The organism is Streptomyces sp. SAI-170, assembly GCF_049739565.1.
In the GTDB taxonomy this organism is placed as follows: domain Bacteria; phylum Actinomycetota; class Actinomycetes; order Streptomycetales; family Streptomycetaceae; genus Streptomyces.
The window spans coordinates 8,285,414-8,300,902 of the sequence record NZ_JBMGQD010000001.1 but is presented as its reverse complement, the minus strand read 5'-3'; the positions used below and the strand labels follow the sequence as shown (position 1 = coordinate 8,300,902).

Genomic DNA, 15,489 nt, shown 5'->3' with positions numbered 1-15,489 from the left:
GCAGTAGGACGAGGGCGGCCCGTCACACTGTTGCCGCAGGCGGAGTCCACCGTCGCGTGCGGGGCACCGCGTTGGAGACGCCGTAGTCCTTCCTCAGTTGTTCGGGGATGGCGTAGTGCATGACCCGTCCGCGGGTGAGGGAGGACAGTTCGAGGACGGTGGTGAGGTGGCCGAGGCGGTCCAGGGCCCAGGCGCCGAGAGGGGAACGGTCCTCGATGGTTTCCAGGACGCCGAGGAGGTGGGGGACGGCCTTGACGACGGTGTCCCACGGGGTCCGGGGCACCTGGAGCCAGTCGCCGCACGTGTCGCCGACGAGGTGGCGGATGAGGGCGGACACGATCGGGTCGAAGAAGGTGCCGGGCACGACCTCCTCGTAGAGATCGATCAGTTGCCGGGTCAGGTGCGCTCCCTCCGCGGAGGGCCCCATGTGCCGGATCATGTACAGGTCGAGGAACTGGCGTGCTGTGTCCAGGGACTTGGGGACGGCGTCCTGGTCGACGCCGAGCATGGCGCCGACGACGCGCCAGGCGTAGTAGTAGGCCTCTGCGCCTTCCTGTGACATGTGGATGCCGAGGCGGTGCAGGCTGTCCAGGACGAGCAGCGAGAAGAACATCTGCCCGCCGATCATGTCCTCCTGGCAGATCGGTGTCCCGTACGCGTCGGTGTTCCACCGGTTCTCACGCCGGAGGTGGTGGCGGATGGAGGCGTGCAGGAGGCGGACCTTCTGGGCCGCGGGGATGAAGCGGCTGCCGGCCTCGAAGGCATCTGGCTGCATCAGGTAGACGGTGAACTGGCCGGTCTCCGCCATCCGTTTGGAGGGGTACTTCAGCCCATGGGTGGCTGACAGCAGCTTCGCCACATGGGGGACGACGTAGCAGGCGGGCATGGAGGCGAAGGACAGCGCGGTGGAGATGTGCACGTTGTTGTCGATGAAGAACAACCTCGCCCTCTCCATCTCCCCCCAGTCGACCCAGGCCGGCGGGACACTCGTGGCCTGGAGGTACTCCCGCGCGACGTCGGGCAGCCCCTCCGGCAAGGGCGCACCGACGGTGGAGACGTAGCGCATCAGGGTGTTGAACTTGCCGACCTCGCCGCGTTCGAACAGTGCGGCAACGGTGGCGTCGGCGAGTTCGTCACCGGATTGGCGCAGGGCGTCCATCGATGCCTCGGTGCAGGTCATGGAAGGGCTCCTTTCCTTTCATGGAGGGGGTCCACGACAGCCGGGAGGACCACGACCGGGGACGGCACGGGCTGTAGGGACTTTGATACGGCGGTCAGGACGGGCGGACGGTCGCCGAGTGGGCCAGCGAGGTCAGAGCAGCGGCGGCATGCGCGGGTACATCCAGCTCGTGCAGTGCGTCGAGGGCTTCCTCGACCCGCGCGGTGATCATGTCCTCGACGCGGTCAGGGGTCTTGAGTCGGCGCATGACCTCGCGCACCGCGTGCGCAGCGGTTTCCTCCGAGTCGCGTCGTCCCAGCAGGGCGCGGAGCTGCCTGCGGTCATCCTCACCGGCGATGCGCCAGGTCTCCGCCAGCAGGGCCGTGGGCCGGTGTCCGCGGACGTCGTCGGCGTTCGCCTTTCCGGTGCGGTGCGGGTCCCCGAACAGGCCGAGCAGGTCGTCCCGCAGCTGGAAGGCTTCGCCGAGCGGCAGCCCGTAGGCGGAGTAGCCCTCGCGCAGCCGCTCACCGGCGCCGGCCAGGGCGCCGCCGATCAACAGGGGCTGCTCGACGGTGTACTTGGCGGTCTTGTACCGGATCACCTTCAGCGACGCCGCGGTGTCCGGCTCGGACCCGGTGTGCAGGATCTCCAGGCACTCGCCCGCGATCAGCTCGCGCGCCAGCACTGCCCACAAGGGGCGGCCGCGGGCCAGGTACGCGGCGGGCAGGCCACTGGTGGTGAACAGCCGGCCGGCCAGCGACATCAGCAGGTCGCCCACCAGCATCGCCAGGGACCTGGCTGCGGCGACCGCATGCGGGCCACGGCGTACGGCACCGCGCAGGGCGATGTGTGCGGTGGGCCGGCCGTGCCGCAGGGGGCTGTCGTCGATGAGGTCGTCGTGCACGATCGCGGCGGCATGCACCAGCTCCATGGAGGCCGCCGCGCGTACCAGCGCATCGCTGTCCGGCTGGTCCGCCGCGCGCCAGCCCCAGTAACAAAAGGCCGCCCGCAGCCGTTTGCCGTCCTTGGCCGCTGCCAGAAGCTGCTCGGCCACCGGGCCCAGCGCCGGGTCGATCGCCGCGAACTGTTCGGCCTCTTCTGCGACGAAGTGGTGCAGCACCTCGTCGACGCGGTGTTTGAACGCGGCCGGCTCCCACCGGTCATGCGTCATCGGCGGCCCGCCGAGCCATCGCATGCCGGGCGAGAATCTCCAGGTGCGCCGGAGGCACGGCCGCGTACCTGTCCAGCACCAGACGCCCGCGCGCCATCAGGTCGTCCTCGGCCGCCGCCGCCAGGTCCGCCGTGTCCGAGCGGCGCAGCAGTCCCCGTACCGTCCCCAAGGCCGTGCCCACCGAACTCACCGCCAGATCGGCCAGCCCTGCCACCAGCAGGACCGCCCGCTCCTCCGGGCCTCCACGTCGGCCCGCCCCTCGCGTCATGACACTCCCCTACCGGTCGCACGCTGTCTGCACCAGCATCCCGACACACCGGACACCGAAGGGCCGGTATTCACGATCGGGTGATCACCTCGCCTGGCCGTACGGATTGGGCCGGGGTCATCGGGACCTGCGGGCTGGGTTCACCAGAACTCGCCTCGCTGAACGTCCACCAGGCCCTGGCGGTGGGAGGTGTGTTCGAGCCCTGAGATGATCCGCATCCGCGTCACGTGTCACGGGACAAGTCTCAGGGAACGGTGCGAATGAAGAAGTGGGTCATATTCCTGGGCGGCGCTGTCGTCGTCGGGATCGCCGCGGCCGTGTGGTGGAACTGGTTCCGGGCGCCCTACACCCTGGCCGACTCGCCCACGGTCGATGTGACGGTGCGCGCGCAGAAGTCCCCGTATCCCGACGTGCGGGAGACGGCCGAGGACGTCGACACCCTCGTACGGGTCTATGTGCAGCGGCTCAAGGACGACGACGCGGAGGGAGTCGCCGAACTCGCCGGGCCCGACTACGACAAGCCCGGACCGACCGCGGCCACGTACGTGCGCGAGTACGGCGAAGCCGCGGACGGGCACGTCGACGTCACCGTGCTGGAAAGCCCCGTCGACTACTTCAATCCCATCACGGTCACGTACGAGGAGACCGGTCAACGACAGCAACTGCTGCTGGTCAGGGATGACGGACACTGGTGGATCGGCCTCGGCGACGGCGACCCGGCGGCCGGCAGGTAGCGACAGCCACGAACGTGCCTGCGCCTCCCTCGGCCAGAGGGCCCGGGCCTCAGGTCTCGTCGGGCAGATAGGCGGCCAGTGCCCGCAGGCCCGCCAGCACCTCGTCGGCGGTGGGCGCGGACTCGGGGTCGGTGAGGTGCTGCATCATCAGGCCGCTGACGAGGGCGAGCTGCACCGAACCGAGGGTGCGGATCGTGTCTTCGGAGAGCTCGGTCTCCGCGGTTGCGGTGACCTCTCGCGCCATCCCACTGCGTCCCTGCCGCAGCCCGGCGGCCATCTGCTCACGCAGGTCCGGATCGCGCTGCGCGCGCAGGACGGTCTCCAGATTGGCGATCCAGAAAGTCCTGTTGGCCGAGAACGCCTCGATCAGGCGGCGCCATAGAGCGCCGAGGTCGGTGCCGTCCGCCGGCGGCCCGAAGGCCTGCTCCCCCGAGTCGAGCGCCTCGAAGAGGGCCTGGTTGAGCAGCGCCTCCTTCGACCCGAAGTGATAGCCGATCGCCGCCATGCTCACGCCCGCCGCAGAGGCGAGGTCACGGACCGTCGTGCGCTCATAGCCCTTTTCGAAGAGGCACTGCCTGGCGGCCTCCAGCAGCTTCTCCCGGTTTCCCATCCGCGGATCCTAGCAACCGCCTGCACATCTGCGCCAGACGGACGCCTCAGGCAAACGCCTCAGGCAGTCGTCTCAAACAAACGTCTTGCACGTTTGCCCAAATCCTGGCTACCGTTCCGGCCATCGAAGATCACACCGATCCAGGGGGCCCGGATGAAGACCACGAGATCCCGCATCGCCGCATTTGCCGCCGCCGCTTCCGCAGCACTCGCGACCACGGTGATCACGGCCGACCCCGCCGCCCCGCGCCCCGGCGCTCACACCCTCCCCGCCCGGGTGATGACCGCCGAGGGACCGGTTCAGGGCACGCTCGTCGGCGCAGTGCGCACCTTCCAGGGCATCCCCTACGCGGCCCCGCCGACCGAGAAACGCAGGTGGAAGGAGCCTCAGCCGGTGCGCCGTTGGTCCTCGCCGCTGGATGCCCGGGCCCCGCGGAATGCCTGCGCACAGCCGTCCGACCAGCCGATCTCGATCGAGGGCGGCGGCAGCGAGGACTGTCTTTACCTGAACGTCACGACGCCGGCCCGGCGGACGACAGGAGGGCTGCCGGTCATCGTCTTCATTCACGGCGGCAGCTTCACCTACGGCGACGGCGCCACCTACCGCGCGGCCAAGCTGGCCGCAGCGCAGCAGGGAGCGATGGTCGTGACGGTCAACTACCGGCTCGGAGTCTTCGGCTTCCTCACCACGCCCGGCCTGCGCGCACCGGCCAACCTCGGTCTTCTTGACCAGCAGGCCGCGCTGAAGTGGGTCAGCCGCAACGCCGGTGCCTTCGGCGGCGACCCCCGCAATGTGACGATCATGGGGCAGTCGGGCGGCGGCTACAGCGTCTGCGCCCAGCTGGTCTCGCCCGCAGCCCGCGGGCTGTTCAGCAAGGCGATCGTGCAGAGTGCGGGCTGCGTCGGACCGGACGGCTCGTTCACCCGCACGCAGGCGGAGACGAACGGCCGCGCCATCGCCGAAGCCGCGGGCTGCGACGCTCCACGCGTCGTCGACTCCTGCCTGCGGCGCAGGTCCACCGCGGAGCTCATCAAGGCGTCCCCTGCGGGGCACGACGGCTACCGGCCCGTGGTGGACGGCAAGGTGTTGCCCGAGGCCCCGTCCCAGGCGATCGCCGCCGGGCGGTTCGCCCGGGTGCCAGTGCTGCACGGCTCCACTCATGACGAGATGAGCGGCCTGGCCGGACTGGAGGAGATCATGACAGGGCGTCCGCTGACCGCCGAGCAGTACGCCAGGAAGGTCACCGAGCAGTTCGGGAAGGACGCTCCCGCGGTCCTGGCCGAGTACCCGGCCGTGAACTACCCGGCGCCCGGGGCCGCGCTGTCGGCCGTGCTGACCGACTCCGAGTGGTCAACCGCGGCACTCGACACCCAGCGCGCGCTGGCCCGCTACACCCCCGTCCACGCCTACGACTTCGCCGAGGCCACGGCCCCCTACTTCCGGAGCGTGCCGCGGCCGGCGAGTTTCCCGCTCGGTACCGGCCACATGATCGACCTGGCCTACCTCTTCGAGAACAACCTGTTCGAGCCGCTCGACGCCACGCAAGCCGGCCTGTCGGACACCGTGACCGCCTACTGGAGCCGGTTCGCGAGCACCGGGCAGGTCGACGGGCACGGTCTGCCCTCGTGGAAGCGGTTCACGACCCGTGACCCGTACGTGCAGCAGCTCGCGTCCACCCGCACCGGGCCCACCGACTTCGCGGCCGACCACCACTACGCCTTCTGGAAGGCACTCACCCCCTCACAGTGAGGTGATCGGCGTCAAGCAGCGCTGCCGGCCATGGCGGCGAGGCCTTCTCCCACCGTGCGGTAGCGCGGGGTCCAGCCCAGTTCGGCCTCGGCCTTGGCGTTGGAGACGCGCATGCTGACCTGGGTCATGCGGTGCGCGTAGGACATGGGGCGCAGCATCCACGTCGGCATGGTCATCGGCCTGGGGGTGCCGAAGGTCTGAGCGACGGCCCGGACGTAGGCGCCGAAGCCCAGGGGTTCGTCGTCGACGATGTTGTACGCCGCCCCCGGTGTGCCGCCCTCGACCGCGAGGGCGACGGCCGAGGCCGCGTCGGCGAGGTGGATCCAGGGCAGGACGCGGCCGTGGTCGTCGACGGCCGGGATCTTGCGGCGCCGCAGCATGTCGACGAAGGCGTCGGTGCCGCCCTGCCCGTCGAAGCCCGGCCCGTAGAAGAGGCCGAAGCGCAGAGTGATGCCCTCGATGCCCTCGGTGTGCAGCATGAGGTCTTCCTTGACGCGCATGCCGGCCAGGTGGGGTTCCACGGCCTTGTCGCCGGGTGCGGCGAACTTGTCGTCCTCGGTGAAGATGCGGTCGCCGAAGTCCTGATAGCCGTAGCCGATGGCGATGGATTCGCAGATGACGCGGCGGGCACCGACCACGCGGGCCGCCTCCATGAGGTTGCGGGTGCCGGTGATCCGCAGGTCGTTGGTGGCGTACATGTCCTTGTGCTTCATGGGGGGCTTGCGCAGGGCGGTGGCGGCGTGGACGACGGTGTCGAACCGCAGACCGTCGACCGCGCGCAGCAGTTGATCGCGGTCCATGAGGTCGGCGGTCACGTCCGATGAGCCGCTGCGGCCGAGCCCGACGACGGTGTATCCGGATGCGGCGAGGGTCCGCGCGATGTGGCGCCCGAAGATCCCGCTCGCTCCTGCCAGCAGCACGTTCTTGGTGTCGGTCATGCCCATGGGACAAGCGTGGACCCTGGAACGTGACAACATCGAATGTTGTGCACATCACAGTGCTGGGGCATCCAGCCGTAGCATCAGGGCTACGGCGCTCAGGCCGATGATGGCCACTCCTTGTGTTCGACGGCAGGAAGCGAAACGCCGTTGGCCGATCTGTCGGCTGATGTGTCAGCCGATCCGCTCAGCCAGGGCGACGATGATGCCGGAGGGTCCGCGGAGGTAGCAGAGGCGGTAGATGTCCTCGTACTGTGCCACCTCGCCGAGCAGTTGGGCGCCGTGGGCGCGCAGGCGCGCGATGGTGTCGTCGATGTCGTCGACGGCGAACATGACACGGTGCAGGCCCAGCGTGTTGGGCACGGGCGGGTTGAGCGATCCGCCGCCGACGGCCTCGGGCGCGTGGTACTGCGCGAGCTCCAGCTTTCCGTGGCCGTCCGGGGTCCGCAGCATCGCGATGTCGCTGCGGACACCTTCGAGACCGACGGCCTGGTCCGCGAAGAGGCCCTCGATCGGCGCCCTGCCTTCGACCTCCATGCCCAGTTCGATGAAGAAGGCGACAGCGGCCTCCAGGTCCTCGACGACGATGCCGACGTTGTCGATCCGCTGAAGCGTCATGCCAGTACTCCCTTGCGTTGCGCGGCCCTTCGAGACCACCGGTATACCGAGGACGGAGCCGACAACTCGTTCTCGACACCAGTAACGGACTTACTGGCCCTGACAAAGCCTCCGGACGTGGCAATGGGTGATCAGGCAGACGGCGAGGCCGAGGAAGGCTTCGTGGATGTCGTCGCGTCTCTCCCACCAGATCCGTAGGCGGCGGAGGCCGTGCAGCCAGGAGATCGTGCGCTCGACGACCCAGCGGAAGGTGCCCAGGCCGGTGCCGTGCGGCTGTCCCCGTGCGGCGATCGCAGGCCGGATCCCGCGCTGCCGCAGGAGCCGCCGATACTTGTCGTGGTCGTAGCCGAAGGGATACCGCTCGCGGTGTCGCTGACCAGCGGCCCGGTCGTGCGCGGTCGACCGGGCTGGGTCCGCTTTTGGGCCCCGTCGTGCGGCCCGGACGTGGGAGGAGTCCATCACCGCCCGCGACCGGTCCAGCTGGTTCTTCGAGCGCAGCTTGTTCAGCAGTAGCTGATGCAGTGCCGGTCGGGCACCCGCGGCTGTCCCTCCATCTGCTTCGGCGGCGACTCGGGCAGCAACGGCTCGATGAGCGACCACAGTTCGTCCGACACGAGCCACGGCCGCGATCGCCACGGGTGCCGCCCGACCCCGACCCCGACCCCGACGAAACCGCCTTCGTCCTCTGGGCGTCACTCAACGGATTGCTGGGGGATCGAACGAGACTGGATTCGGAACTGGCGCCGCCAGGCCGCCCGGCGGGACGAGTCCGACCTCTGGCGGCCAGGTCCGGCTTGTCCAACACCGCAGAGGTGAGCGGCGGGTCCATGGGGCGGATCAACCGGAACCGGGCCGGGCTGCTCCAGGGGCTATCAGGACGCCGGCGTGTACTTCTCCGGTGCGAGGGAGTTGCCGGCGGGGATGTCGCCGCAGTCGGACGGGGAGGTCCGTCCGTCGAAGCGGTCGTCGAGCCAGTCGATCGCGGTGGGGGCCCAGAAGACGGGCGCGCCGTTGTGGCTGAGCAGGTTGTACTGCTGGTACTTGATGGCGGGGCTGCCGGTGGCGCAGTACTGGTTGGCGAGGGCGCGGACGTCCCCGGCGATCATGACGCCGTCGCCCGTGCCGATCCCCGGCAGGTTGCTGAAGGTCCCCTCCAGATAGCCGGCGTTGCCCTGGGCGATGTACCCGGGGATCGTCGGGGTGGCGGCCGAGCCGAGGTTGACCCGGTTCAGGACGGTGACGAGTTCGGGCAGCGTGGTGTAGTCGGCGTATTCGGGCTTCGCCATCTTCTGCCAGGTCAGGCCCGGGTAGTGGCCGAGGGCGTCGAGGATGGAGCCGTGCTGCAGCTCCGTGTACACCTGCAGGCCGTAGCTGTTCAGGTAGGGCTTGACGTCGAGGTCGTAGGCGCGGGCGAGGCCGATGACCGCCATGGGGAGGACGCCCGACCACAGGAGCGAGCCGCCCACGTACCGCAGGTTGTGCGCCGGGGTCACGAGCAGGCCGCCTTCGGTGAAGCCGACCAGCTTCCGGTTCACGTCCGGCGCGTAGGACGGTGCGAGGGCGGCCGCCCAGTTGGTGGCGATGGCACCGCCCGAGTAGCCGATGAGACCGAAGCGGGTGTGGTCATCCAGTCCCGTCTCGGCCGATCTGGTCGCGGCGCGGATCGAGTCCAGGGTGTTGGTTCCGTACTCGGGGCCTGCGGCGAAGTCCGCCCGCTGGCCCTGGGTGTCCGGGATGACGAGGGTGTAGCCCTTGAGCAGAAGCGGCGCCATGAACACGGCCTCGGCGTTCGGGATCACCCCGCCGAGGCTGACGTCGCCGGCGATCGCCCGCGACGGCCCGTCCTCCGGGTCCAGAGAATCGTAGAACGACTGGTAGGACACGGCCTTGCTTCCGTCGCCGCTGAGGCTGCGCACCACCGTGGTCACGTTGGCGGCCGGCCGGCCCTGGGCGTCGGTGCCGCGGTACAGCAGCTGGATCGCCTTGAGGGGTGTGGAGAATCCCACCAGGTGGTAGCTCAGCGTCCGCGTCTTCAGCACGGCGCCGGGGGCGAAGGACGACAGGGGCTCGGTGCCGTCGTAGCTGTAGAACGGGTCGCTCGACGAGGACGTCGAGGAGACCGTGGACGTGGCGGTCGTGGTGGTCGATCCGGCCTCGGCGGCCGTGGCGGTGGCCGCCGGCACGGCGGTCAGGGCCGCAGCGGTCGCGACGGCGACGGCGATCAGACGAAAGACAGCCTTGGGCATGGTTCCTCGATTCGGGGGGCGACACGGCATGCCGTGCGTACGGGCGGATCAGACGAGAGGCGCGTCCGCGGTCGGCCACGTCTTGTGGAACGGCGGGCTCACGTGTTACCAACCGGTAGGTGATGTTCTGGAAACATCATGGAGGCGGTGCGCGGCGGAGTCTTCAGGCCCGAACACAGACATTAGGAAGGTGGATTGTGACCGCACCCAACGCGCCGGAGAGCGTGGCGGTGCCGCACTTCGGCGGTGTCGCCGTCCACAAGCGTCTGCTGGCCGCCATGCCGGCTCTCGAGCCCGTGGTGCTGGCCCGGCTCGTCGAGCAGGTGCCCGCCTACGGCACGCTGCCCACGGAGCAGCTGCGTGGAGAGATCGCCCGACAGGTGACGGACGGCATCCGCGCCTACGCCGACGTGCTGCGCACCGGCGAGCTGCCCGGCCCGGACCAGCGGGCCGCGATCCGGGAGTCGGCGGCCCGGCGCGCGGACGAGGGCGTCCCGCTCGAGGCCGTCGTCGGCGCCTACCACCTCGGCGCCGAGGCCTGCGCCGCCCACATCCTCGCGACGGCCGGGGAGGGCGACATCGAGGACGCGGTCCTGGTCCAGCGCCACCTCCTCGGCTTCCTCCGGCTGGTGAGCTGCGAGGTGGCTGCCGGATACGTGCAGGAACGCCAGGCCGCCCTGAGCGACGATCAGATCGCCCTGCAGTCCCTGCTGTCCCGGCTGCTGGACGGGGACAGCCCACAGACCGCGGCCGACCGCGCCGGGATCCGGCTGCCACCCGGCTATGTGGTGCTGAGCATCGCCATCGGGCCCCACCCGGACGAGTTGCGGCCCGGGGTGAACCGTCCGATCGTGGTGCGCCGCAAGCTGCGCCGCCTGCGCGGCGAACTGGAGCGCCACACCACCGGCGTCCCGCTGTTCGCGCTGGACGGCGACTGCGGGCTTGTTCTTCTCCCGTACGGGTCGCCGGCCGCCGACTTCGGACCCGCGGACCGGGACCGGCTCTCCCGGCTCGTCGGGCAGCTCCGTCACATGTGCGGCGCCGATCTGCTCGTGGCGGCCGTGGTCGCGGCGCCCGAGGACGTCACCGATGCCGCCCGGGTGGCCGCCGAGATTCGGGAGGTGGCCGAGGCGTGCGGCCGGGAGCCGGGTCTGTACCTGCTCGACGACGTGCTGCTCGCGTACCAGCTGAACCGCCCCGGCCCCGCCCGGGAGGGACTCGCCGCGCTGCTCGGCCCACTCGACACCCGCCCGGAACTCCTCACCACTTTGCACGGCCTCTTCGCCTGCGGCCTCGACCGGCGCCGCACGGCGGCCCGACTCCAGGTCCACCCCAACACGGTCGACTACCGCCTGCGCAAGGCGGCCGAGCTCACCGGACTCGACGCCACACGGGGAACCGACCTGCTCACCCTGCACGCCGCGCTGATGGCCCAGAACTCCCTACGGCGGGGCGCATCCGGCACCCGCCCGTCGCGTCGAGGCTGACCGCACGGAGCAGACGGCCGGCAGCATCGGCGCATGGCCCCGGGTCTGGAGGCAGCGCGCCCCCTCGGTCGCTCCACCAGCCTCGACACGGACGTGGCCCCACCTCTGTCAGTCCGCGCCAATGGCCTGTTCTGTCCAGATGGTCTTGCCCGAGGCGTCATAGCGGCTGCCCCAGCGGCTCGTGACCTGGGCGACGAGGCAGAGGCCGCGGCCTACCGGGCGCGGAAGGGGACCTCAGCGGTTTCTGTTCGGTCGGTTCTGACCGCCTGTTAGCGTGCGCTCATGGAAGATCTTGGACACGTGGCTTGGCCGCCTGAGCCGATCAGGACCGACAGGCTCGTGCTCCGTGAGCCGGAGACCCGGGACCGGGCGGCGTTCATCGAGCTGCTCGCCTCGCCGGAGGTGCACGCCTACCTCGGCGGCCCCCGGTCACGTGACGAGCTTGAGCACGAGCTGCCCGCGGCGCCCGCGCGGTGGCCCGGGAGCTTCGTCGTCGATCTCCACGGGGCGATGATCGGCCAGATCCTGCTCAGGAGAGCAACGGGGCACCGTCGCCCGGCTGCCGCGGGGAAGGCCGATCTCGGCTACCTGTTCCTGCCGCAGGCGTGGGGACACGGGTACGCCACCGAGGCATGCGCGGCGGCACTCGACTGGCTCGCCGGCGCGCTTCCGGGTGAGCCGGTCGTACTCACCACCCAGACCGCCAACGTCGGCTCGATGCGTCTCGCGGCGAAGCTGGGGTTCACCGAGGTGGAGCGGTTCGAGGCCTGGGGCGCCGAGCAGTGGCTCGGCATGCGGTCCCTGGGCACGCCGTCCGGTTGAGCGGCAGGACTGCAGTTGCGCGGCTCGATCACCGTGGCCACGTCCCGCTCTCGCTCTTCGGCGGCGCCCGGTGCGTCGCGGTCGTAAGCCGGTCAGTCAGCGGTCTTCAGCCGTCTGGTCACCACGATCGGAGTCGCTCCGGGCGAGCCGCACACAGCATTCCCCGGGCTCGGGGGCCAGGACGGCCTGCACCCCGCTGACCTCAAGACCCCCCAGGCAGCCGGAGAGGAAGGCCTGGTTCATGCCGCACACGAGGTCGGGGGCCTTGGCCGCCAGCGGGTGGAAGGGGCAGTTGCGCAGCCGGAGCTGGGTGGGGGTTTCCCGGACGGGTTCGTAGCCGTACTCGTCCAGCAGGCGCTCGCAGGCGGTCAGCCCGCGTTCGGGGCCCAGGCGGCCCGGGCGGGTCTTGTCCCGGGCGCTACGGCCCATCTGCCGGCCGCGCTGTTCTGCCGCGCGCATGGCGGCCTCGGCAGCGCTTTCGTCGGCGCCCTCGGTCAGGACGGCGTCCAGGAGAAGGTCCGCCAGGAGTTCGTGGCGCCGGTCGGGGATGTTCACGGTGATCTGGGCGTCGGTGGGCTCGTACACCTTGGGCCGCCTGCCGACCTTGCGGATGCCGCCCGGGGCTTCATAGCGGGCGCGCAGGAGGCCGGCGTCGACGAGCTTGTCGAGATGGAACGCGGCGAGCTTGCTGGATATCCCGACACTCGCGGCAGCCTCGTCGCGGGTGACGGCGCGGCCGGCACGGCGGATGAAGAGGAACATGCGCCGTCGCGAGTCCTCGCTCAGGACGCTGACGGAGTCGATGGCGCGGTCGGCCGCTTCGGCGCGCGAGGAAGGATCAGAAGCCACACCCCCACAGTAACCCCCATCAGCGTGGGCACAAACGTTCTTTTGGTCCGATCAGCTGGGCATCTTGACGCCACCCCGCAATAGAACCAACAATTGTTGGTGAAACTACTGGGAGGTTGCGATGGCTGATCAGCGACAGATGCAGGCGAAGCGTCCGGTCAGCGCCTTGCTCGCCGGCCCGTACGGCCACCCGTTCCACCCGATCCTGGTAACCGTTCCGATCGGCGCCTGGGTGACCAGCGCTGGTGTTCGACATCGCCTCGCACGTGGTCGACCGGCCGGGCTTCCTGACCCAGTCCTCGGAGTGGCTGATCGCGGTCGGTGTGATCGGTGCCCTGCTTGCGGCCATGTTCGGATTCCTCGACATGTTCGCGATCCCCACGGCCACCCCGGCCTTCCGCACCGCTCTGGTCCACATGACGCTGAACCTGCTGGTGACCGCCGCCTACGCCGTCAACTTCCTGTGGCGGCACGCCGACTACACCAACGGCGCAAGCGTGGGCATCGGCAAGCTCGTGCTGTCCGCGATCAGCGTGGCGGTGCTGGGCGTCTCGGGGTTCCTGGGCGGCAAACTCGCCTACCGCTACGGCGTCCGCGTCGCCGACGAGAACACCCAGGCCGAGGGATACACGAACGACGGCAGCCCGGGGAGTACCCGCTCCGCTGTGTGACCAGGCCTTCGGCAGCCCTTTCCACGACGGCAGCCGGGCTCTTCCGGCTGCCCTCACCACCGTCCCCTTATGGAGTTACCCATGGACATCGCCGCACTGATCACCTGGGTGGTCACCGCTCTCGGCGGCTTCTACATGCTCGGCACCTGGATCCAACGCGGCGGAATCCGCCAGCAGCAGTCGGGCACCAGTCGCCTGCCCGCCCCCGCTGTCTTCGGCCACTTCGCCCTGGCCGCCGTCGGACTGGTGGTGTGGATCATCTACGTCGTGGCCGACAAGAGCGCCCTGGCCTGGACAGCGTTCGCTCTGCTGCTGCCGGTCGCTCTGCTGGGATTCCTGATGCTGGCCCGCTGGATCCCCGTCCACCGCGACCGCGGCACGGCCGAGGCGGCCACTGCCGCGGGCCCGGGACCCGAAGCCGCCGTCCCGGCCGAACGGCACTTCCCCGTAGCGGTGGTGGTGGCACACGGTCTGCTCGCGGTGGTCACCCTGGTCCTGGTCCTTCTGACCGCTCTGGGCGTCGGAGGCAGCTGACATGAACGAGCGTCCCCACCGTGCGACGGCCCGAATAGAGGCGCACGACGAAGAGGAGAACGTGTCCGCACGGCCGGCCCTGCGGGTCGTCCATGAGCCCGAGGCGATCGACCTGGCCGCGGCGGAAACCGCGGCCGGGCAGTTCCTGACCGCCCTCGGCATCTCCACCGCCTCCGAAAGCCTGCGCGGCACGCCTGGCCGGATGGCCCGCGCCTATGCCGAGCTGTTCAGCCCGCGCGCCTTCGACCTGACCACTTTCCCCAACGACGAGGGCTACGACGAACTCGTCCTGGCCCGCCGCATCCCCGTCCGGTCCGTGTGCGAGCACCATCTGCTGCCGTTCGTCGGCACCGCCCACGTCGGCTACCTGCCCGGCGCCCGCATTCTCGGCCTGTCCAAGCTCGCCCGTGTCGTCGAGCACTTCGCCTGCCGGCCACAGGTCCAAGAACGCCTGACCAAGCAGGTCGCCGACTGGCTGCAGACTCACCTGGAACCCAAGGGCGTCGGGGTGGTCATCGAGGCCGAACACTCCTGCATGACCCTGCGCGGCGTCCAGGCCACCGGCTCCAGCACCATGACCTCCACCCTGCTCGGACTGCTGCGCTCCGACGCCCGCTCCCGCAGCGAGTTCCTCGCCCTGACCGGCGTAACGGCCTGACACATTGGCGTTGCGGCCGCTGCCTCGGCATGGCTTTCACTTCCATCCTGTTGTACGGGCCTGAGCGCCGCACCCGCCGAGGACAGGGATGACACGCCCCGACCGGGGTAAGCGGCATCCTGCCCAAGCCGTACCGGCTGTGCGTCGATCGCCCTCAGGAGGCAGCAGTGCCAGGCGTGTTGGATCGGATCAAGCAGTTCAGCAGGAGTCCGCAGGGGCGGCGTGCCATCGAACAGGTGCGTCAAGCTTCCTCCGACCCGCGCCGCAGGGCGCAGGCGCGGCGCTTGCTCGGCAAGTTGCGCGGCCGGCGCTGACGCCTTGCCACCCCGGCGTTCCCACGGGCCGATTCCGGCCCGCGCCCGCCCCAGCGACGGCTCTGCCGGGGGGGCGGGCCGTGCTCGGCGACCCCGTTGTCAGTGGTGTGAACCAGAATGCAGCGCAGCACGATCAACACCGGGCCCGTACGGGGTAAGCGGTGTCCATTCCTCCGTCAGGAAAGGCCAGGCCGATGGCGCTCGCTCAGCACCAGCCCCCGTCGCCCGTTGCGGCACGCATCCCTCGCTCCGTCTGTCCGAGACGTGCCGTCACCCCGCTCACCGTCCCCGCGGCCGAGGTGCTGCGCATAGTCTCCGATTCCCGGACCCCCGTCTTCGGCACGGCTCTGGCGGGCGGGCGCCTGCGGTACGGCTACTGGCGCCCGAACGGCCCCGCAGCCGGAACAGGGGGCTACTACGTCGCCCTGCCGACGGCCGTGTGCGAGGAACTGCTCTCGACCGGCCACATCACCTTGGGCGCCCCCGTGTCCGACCCCGGCAAGACCACCTACCGGGTCAGCCCCGCACGCGACGTGAAGCGGACAGAGGGCGCGGGGCATGCAGGGCGCTGGGCCGCGTGAGGCTCGGGCGCCGCCGGCATGGTCTTGCCGTGTCCGGCCTCGGCCTGGGCCCAGGAGCAGCAACGAAGCCCGCAGGACTT

16 protein-coding genes and 1 pseudogene are annotated in these 15,489 nt (G+C 70.1%); 8 read left to right on the top strand and 9 right to left on the bottom strand.

Features of this window, described 5'->3' with window-relative positions; translation table 11 throughout:
- Positions 1–22: 22 nt before the first annotated feature.
- The 3 genes from RKD23_RS37295 to RKD23_RS37285 all read right to left on the bottom strand — a co-directional run bounded on the left by RKD23_RS37295 (position 23) and on the right by RKD23_RS37285 (position 2,598).
- Positions 23–1,180: an oxygenase MpaB family protein gene (locus RKD23_RS37295; RefSeq protein WP_424857781.1), complete on the bottom strand. Its 1,158-nt coding sequence runs from the start codon at positions 1,178–1,180 to the stop codon at positions 23–25.
- Between the two features lie 94 nt (positions 1,181–1,274).
- A complete protein-coding gene (locus tag RKD23_RS37290) occupies positions 1,275–2,330 on the bottom strand; it encodes a polyprenyl synthetase family protein (protein ID WP_424857780.1) in 1,056 nt (351 codons plus the stop codon).
- Positions 2,320–2,598 carry a polyprenyl synthetase gene (locus tag RKD23_RS37285; protein WP_424857779.1) on the bottom strand — a complete coding sequence of 93 codons (279 nt, stop codon included), beginning with the start codon at positions 2,596–2,598 and terminating at the stop codon, positions 2,320–2,322. Before RKD23_RS37285 ends, RKD23_RS37290 begins: the two co-directional genes overlap by 11 nt.
- 260 nt (positions 2,599–2,858) lie before the next feature.
- Here RKD23_RS37285 and RKD23_RS37280 point away from each other — a divergent pair, with 260 nt between their 5' ends.
- On the top strand, positions 2,859–3,332 hold the full coding sequence (locus tag RKD23_RS37280; protein WP_424857778.1) for a hypothetical protein: 474 nt from the start codon (positions 2,859–2,861) through the stop codon (positions 3,330–3,332).
- Between the two features lie 49 nt (positions 3,333–3,381).
- Here the strand turns inward: RKD23_RS37280 and RKD23_RS37275 are convergent, their stop codons facing one another.
- Positions 3,382–3,942, bottom strand: a complete 561-nt coding sequence (locus RKD23_RS37275) for a TetR/AcrR family transcriptional regulator (protein ID WP_424857777.1) — start codon at positions 3,940–3,942, stop codon at positions 3,382–3,384.
- Between the two features lie 153 nt (positions 3,943–4,095).
- Here RKD23_RS37275 and RKD23_RS37270 point away from each other — a divergent pair, with 153 nt between their 5' ends.
- Positions 4,096–5,691, top strand: coding sequence for a carboxylesterase/lipase family protein (locus RKD23_RS37270; protein WP_424857776.1), 1,596 nt, complete (start codon positions 4,096–4,098; stop codon positions 5,689–5,691).
- Between the two features lie 11 nt (positions 5,692–5,702).
- On the opposite strand, the gene RKD23_RS37265 is transcribed toward RKD23_RS37270, so the two are convergent.
- From RKD23_RS37265 to RKD23_RS37250, 4 genes and pseudogenes are all read right to left on the bottom strand, one after another.
- On the bottom strand, positions 5,703–6,635 hold the full coding sequence (locus RKD23_RS37265; RefSeq protein ID WP_424857775.1) for an NAD-dependent epimerase/dehydratase family protein: 933 nt from the start codon (positions 6,633–6,635) through the stop codon (positions 5,703–5,705).
- Positions 6,636–6,803: 168 nt separating this feature from the next.
- Entirely contained in the window at positions 6,804–7,247 is a 444-nt protein-coding gene (locus tag RKD23_RS37260) for a VOC family protein (RefSeq protein ID WP_424857774.1), read from the bottom strand.
- A gap of 90 nt (positions 7,248–7,337) precedes the next feature.
- Positions 7,338–7,861: pseudogene (locus tag RKD23_RS37255) on the bottom strand (hypothetical protein).
- A gap of 258 nt (positions 7,862–8,119) precedes the next feature.
- The gene (locus tag RKD23_RS37250; RefSeq protein ID WP_424857773.1) at positions 8,120–9,493 is read right to left on the bottom strand and encodes a lipase family protein; all 1,374 of its coding nucleotides are present in this window, start codon (positions 9,491–9,493) and stop codon (positions 8,120–8,122) included.
- Between the two features lie 197 nt (positions 9,494–9,690).
- Between RKD23_RS37250 and RKD23_RS37245 the strand changes: the two genes are divergently transcribed.
- Both RKD23_RS37245 and RKD23_RS37240 read left to right on the top strand, forming a co-directional pair.
- Positions 9,691–10,980 (top strand): PucR family transcriptional regulator, encoded by a 1,290-nt coding sequence (locus tag RKD23_RS37245; RefSeq protein WP_424857772.1) that lies wholly within the window; start codon positions 9,691–9,693, stop codon positions 10,978–10,980.
- A gap of 282 nt (positions 10,981–11,262) precedes the next feature.
- Entirely contained in the window at positions 11,263–11,802 is a 540-nt protein-coding gene (locus RKD23_RS37240) for a GNAT family N-acetyltransferase (protein WP_424857771.1), read from the top strand.
- A gap of 96 nt (positions 11,803–11,898) precedes the next feature.
- Here the strand turns inward: RKD23_RS37240 and RKD23_RS37235 are convergent, their stop codons facing one another.
- The gene (locus RKD23_RS37235) at positions 11,899–12,651 is read right to left on the bottom strand and encodes a helix-turn-helix transcriptional regulator (RefSeq protein WP_424857770.1); all 753 of its coding nucleotides are present in this window, start codon (positions 12,649–12,651) and stop codon (positions 11,899–11,901) included.
- A 245-nt stretch (positions 12,652–12,896) separates the two neighbouring features.
- Between RKD23_RS37235 and RKD23_RS37230 the strand changes: the two genes are divergently transcribed.
- The 4 genes from RKD23_RS37230 (at position 12,897) to RKD23_RS37215 (ending at position 15,409) form a co-directional block, all read left to right on the top strand.
- A complete protein-coding gene (locus RKD23_RS37230; protein ID WP_424857769.1) occupies positions 12,897–13,322 on the top strand; it encodes a DUF2231 domain-containing protein in 426 nt (141 codons plus the stop codon).
- Positions 13,323–13,403: 81 nt separating this feature from the next.
- Positions 13,404–13,856 carry a hypothetical protein gene (locus tag RKD23_RS37225; protein WP_424857768.1) on the top strand — a complete coding sequence of 151 codons (453 nt, stop codon included), beginning with the start codon at positions 13,404–13,406 and terminating at the stop codon, positions 13,854–13,856.
- Position 13,857: 1 nt separating this feature from the next.
- The gene (gene folE / locus RKD23_RS37220) at positions 13,858–14,514 is read left to right on the top strand and encodes a GTP cyclohydrolase I FolE (protein WP_424857767.1); all 657 of its coding nucleotides are present in this window, start codon (positions 13,858–13,860) and stop codon (positions 14,512–14,514) included.
- A 508-nt stretch (positions 14,515–15,022) separates the two neighbouring features.
- On the top strand, positions 15,023–15,409 hold the full coding sequence (locus RKD23_RS37215; RefSeq protein ID WP_424857766.1) for a hypothetical protein: 387 nt from the start codon (positions 15,023–15,025) through the stop codon (positions 15,407–15,409).
- Positions 15,410–15,489: the final 80 nt, after the last annotated feature.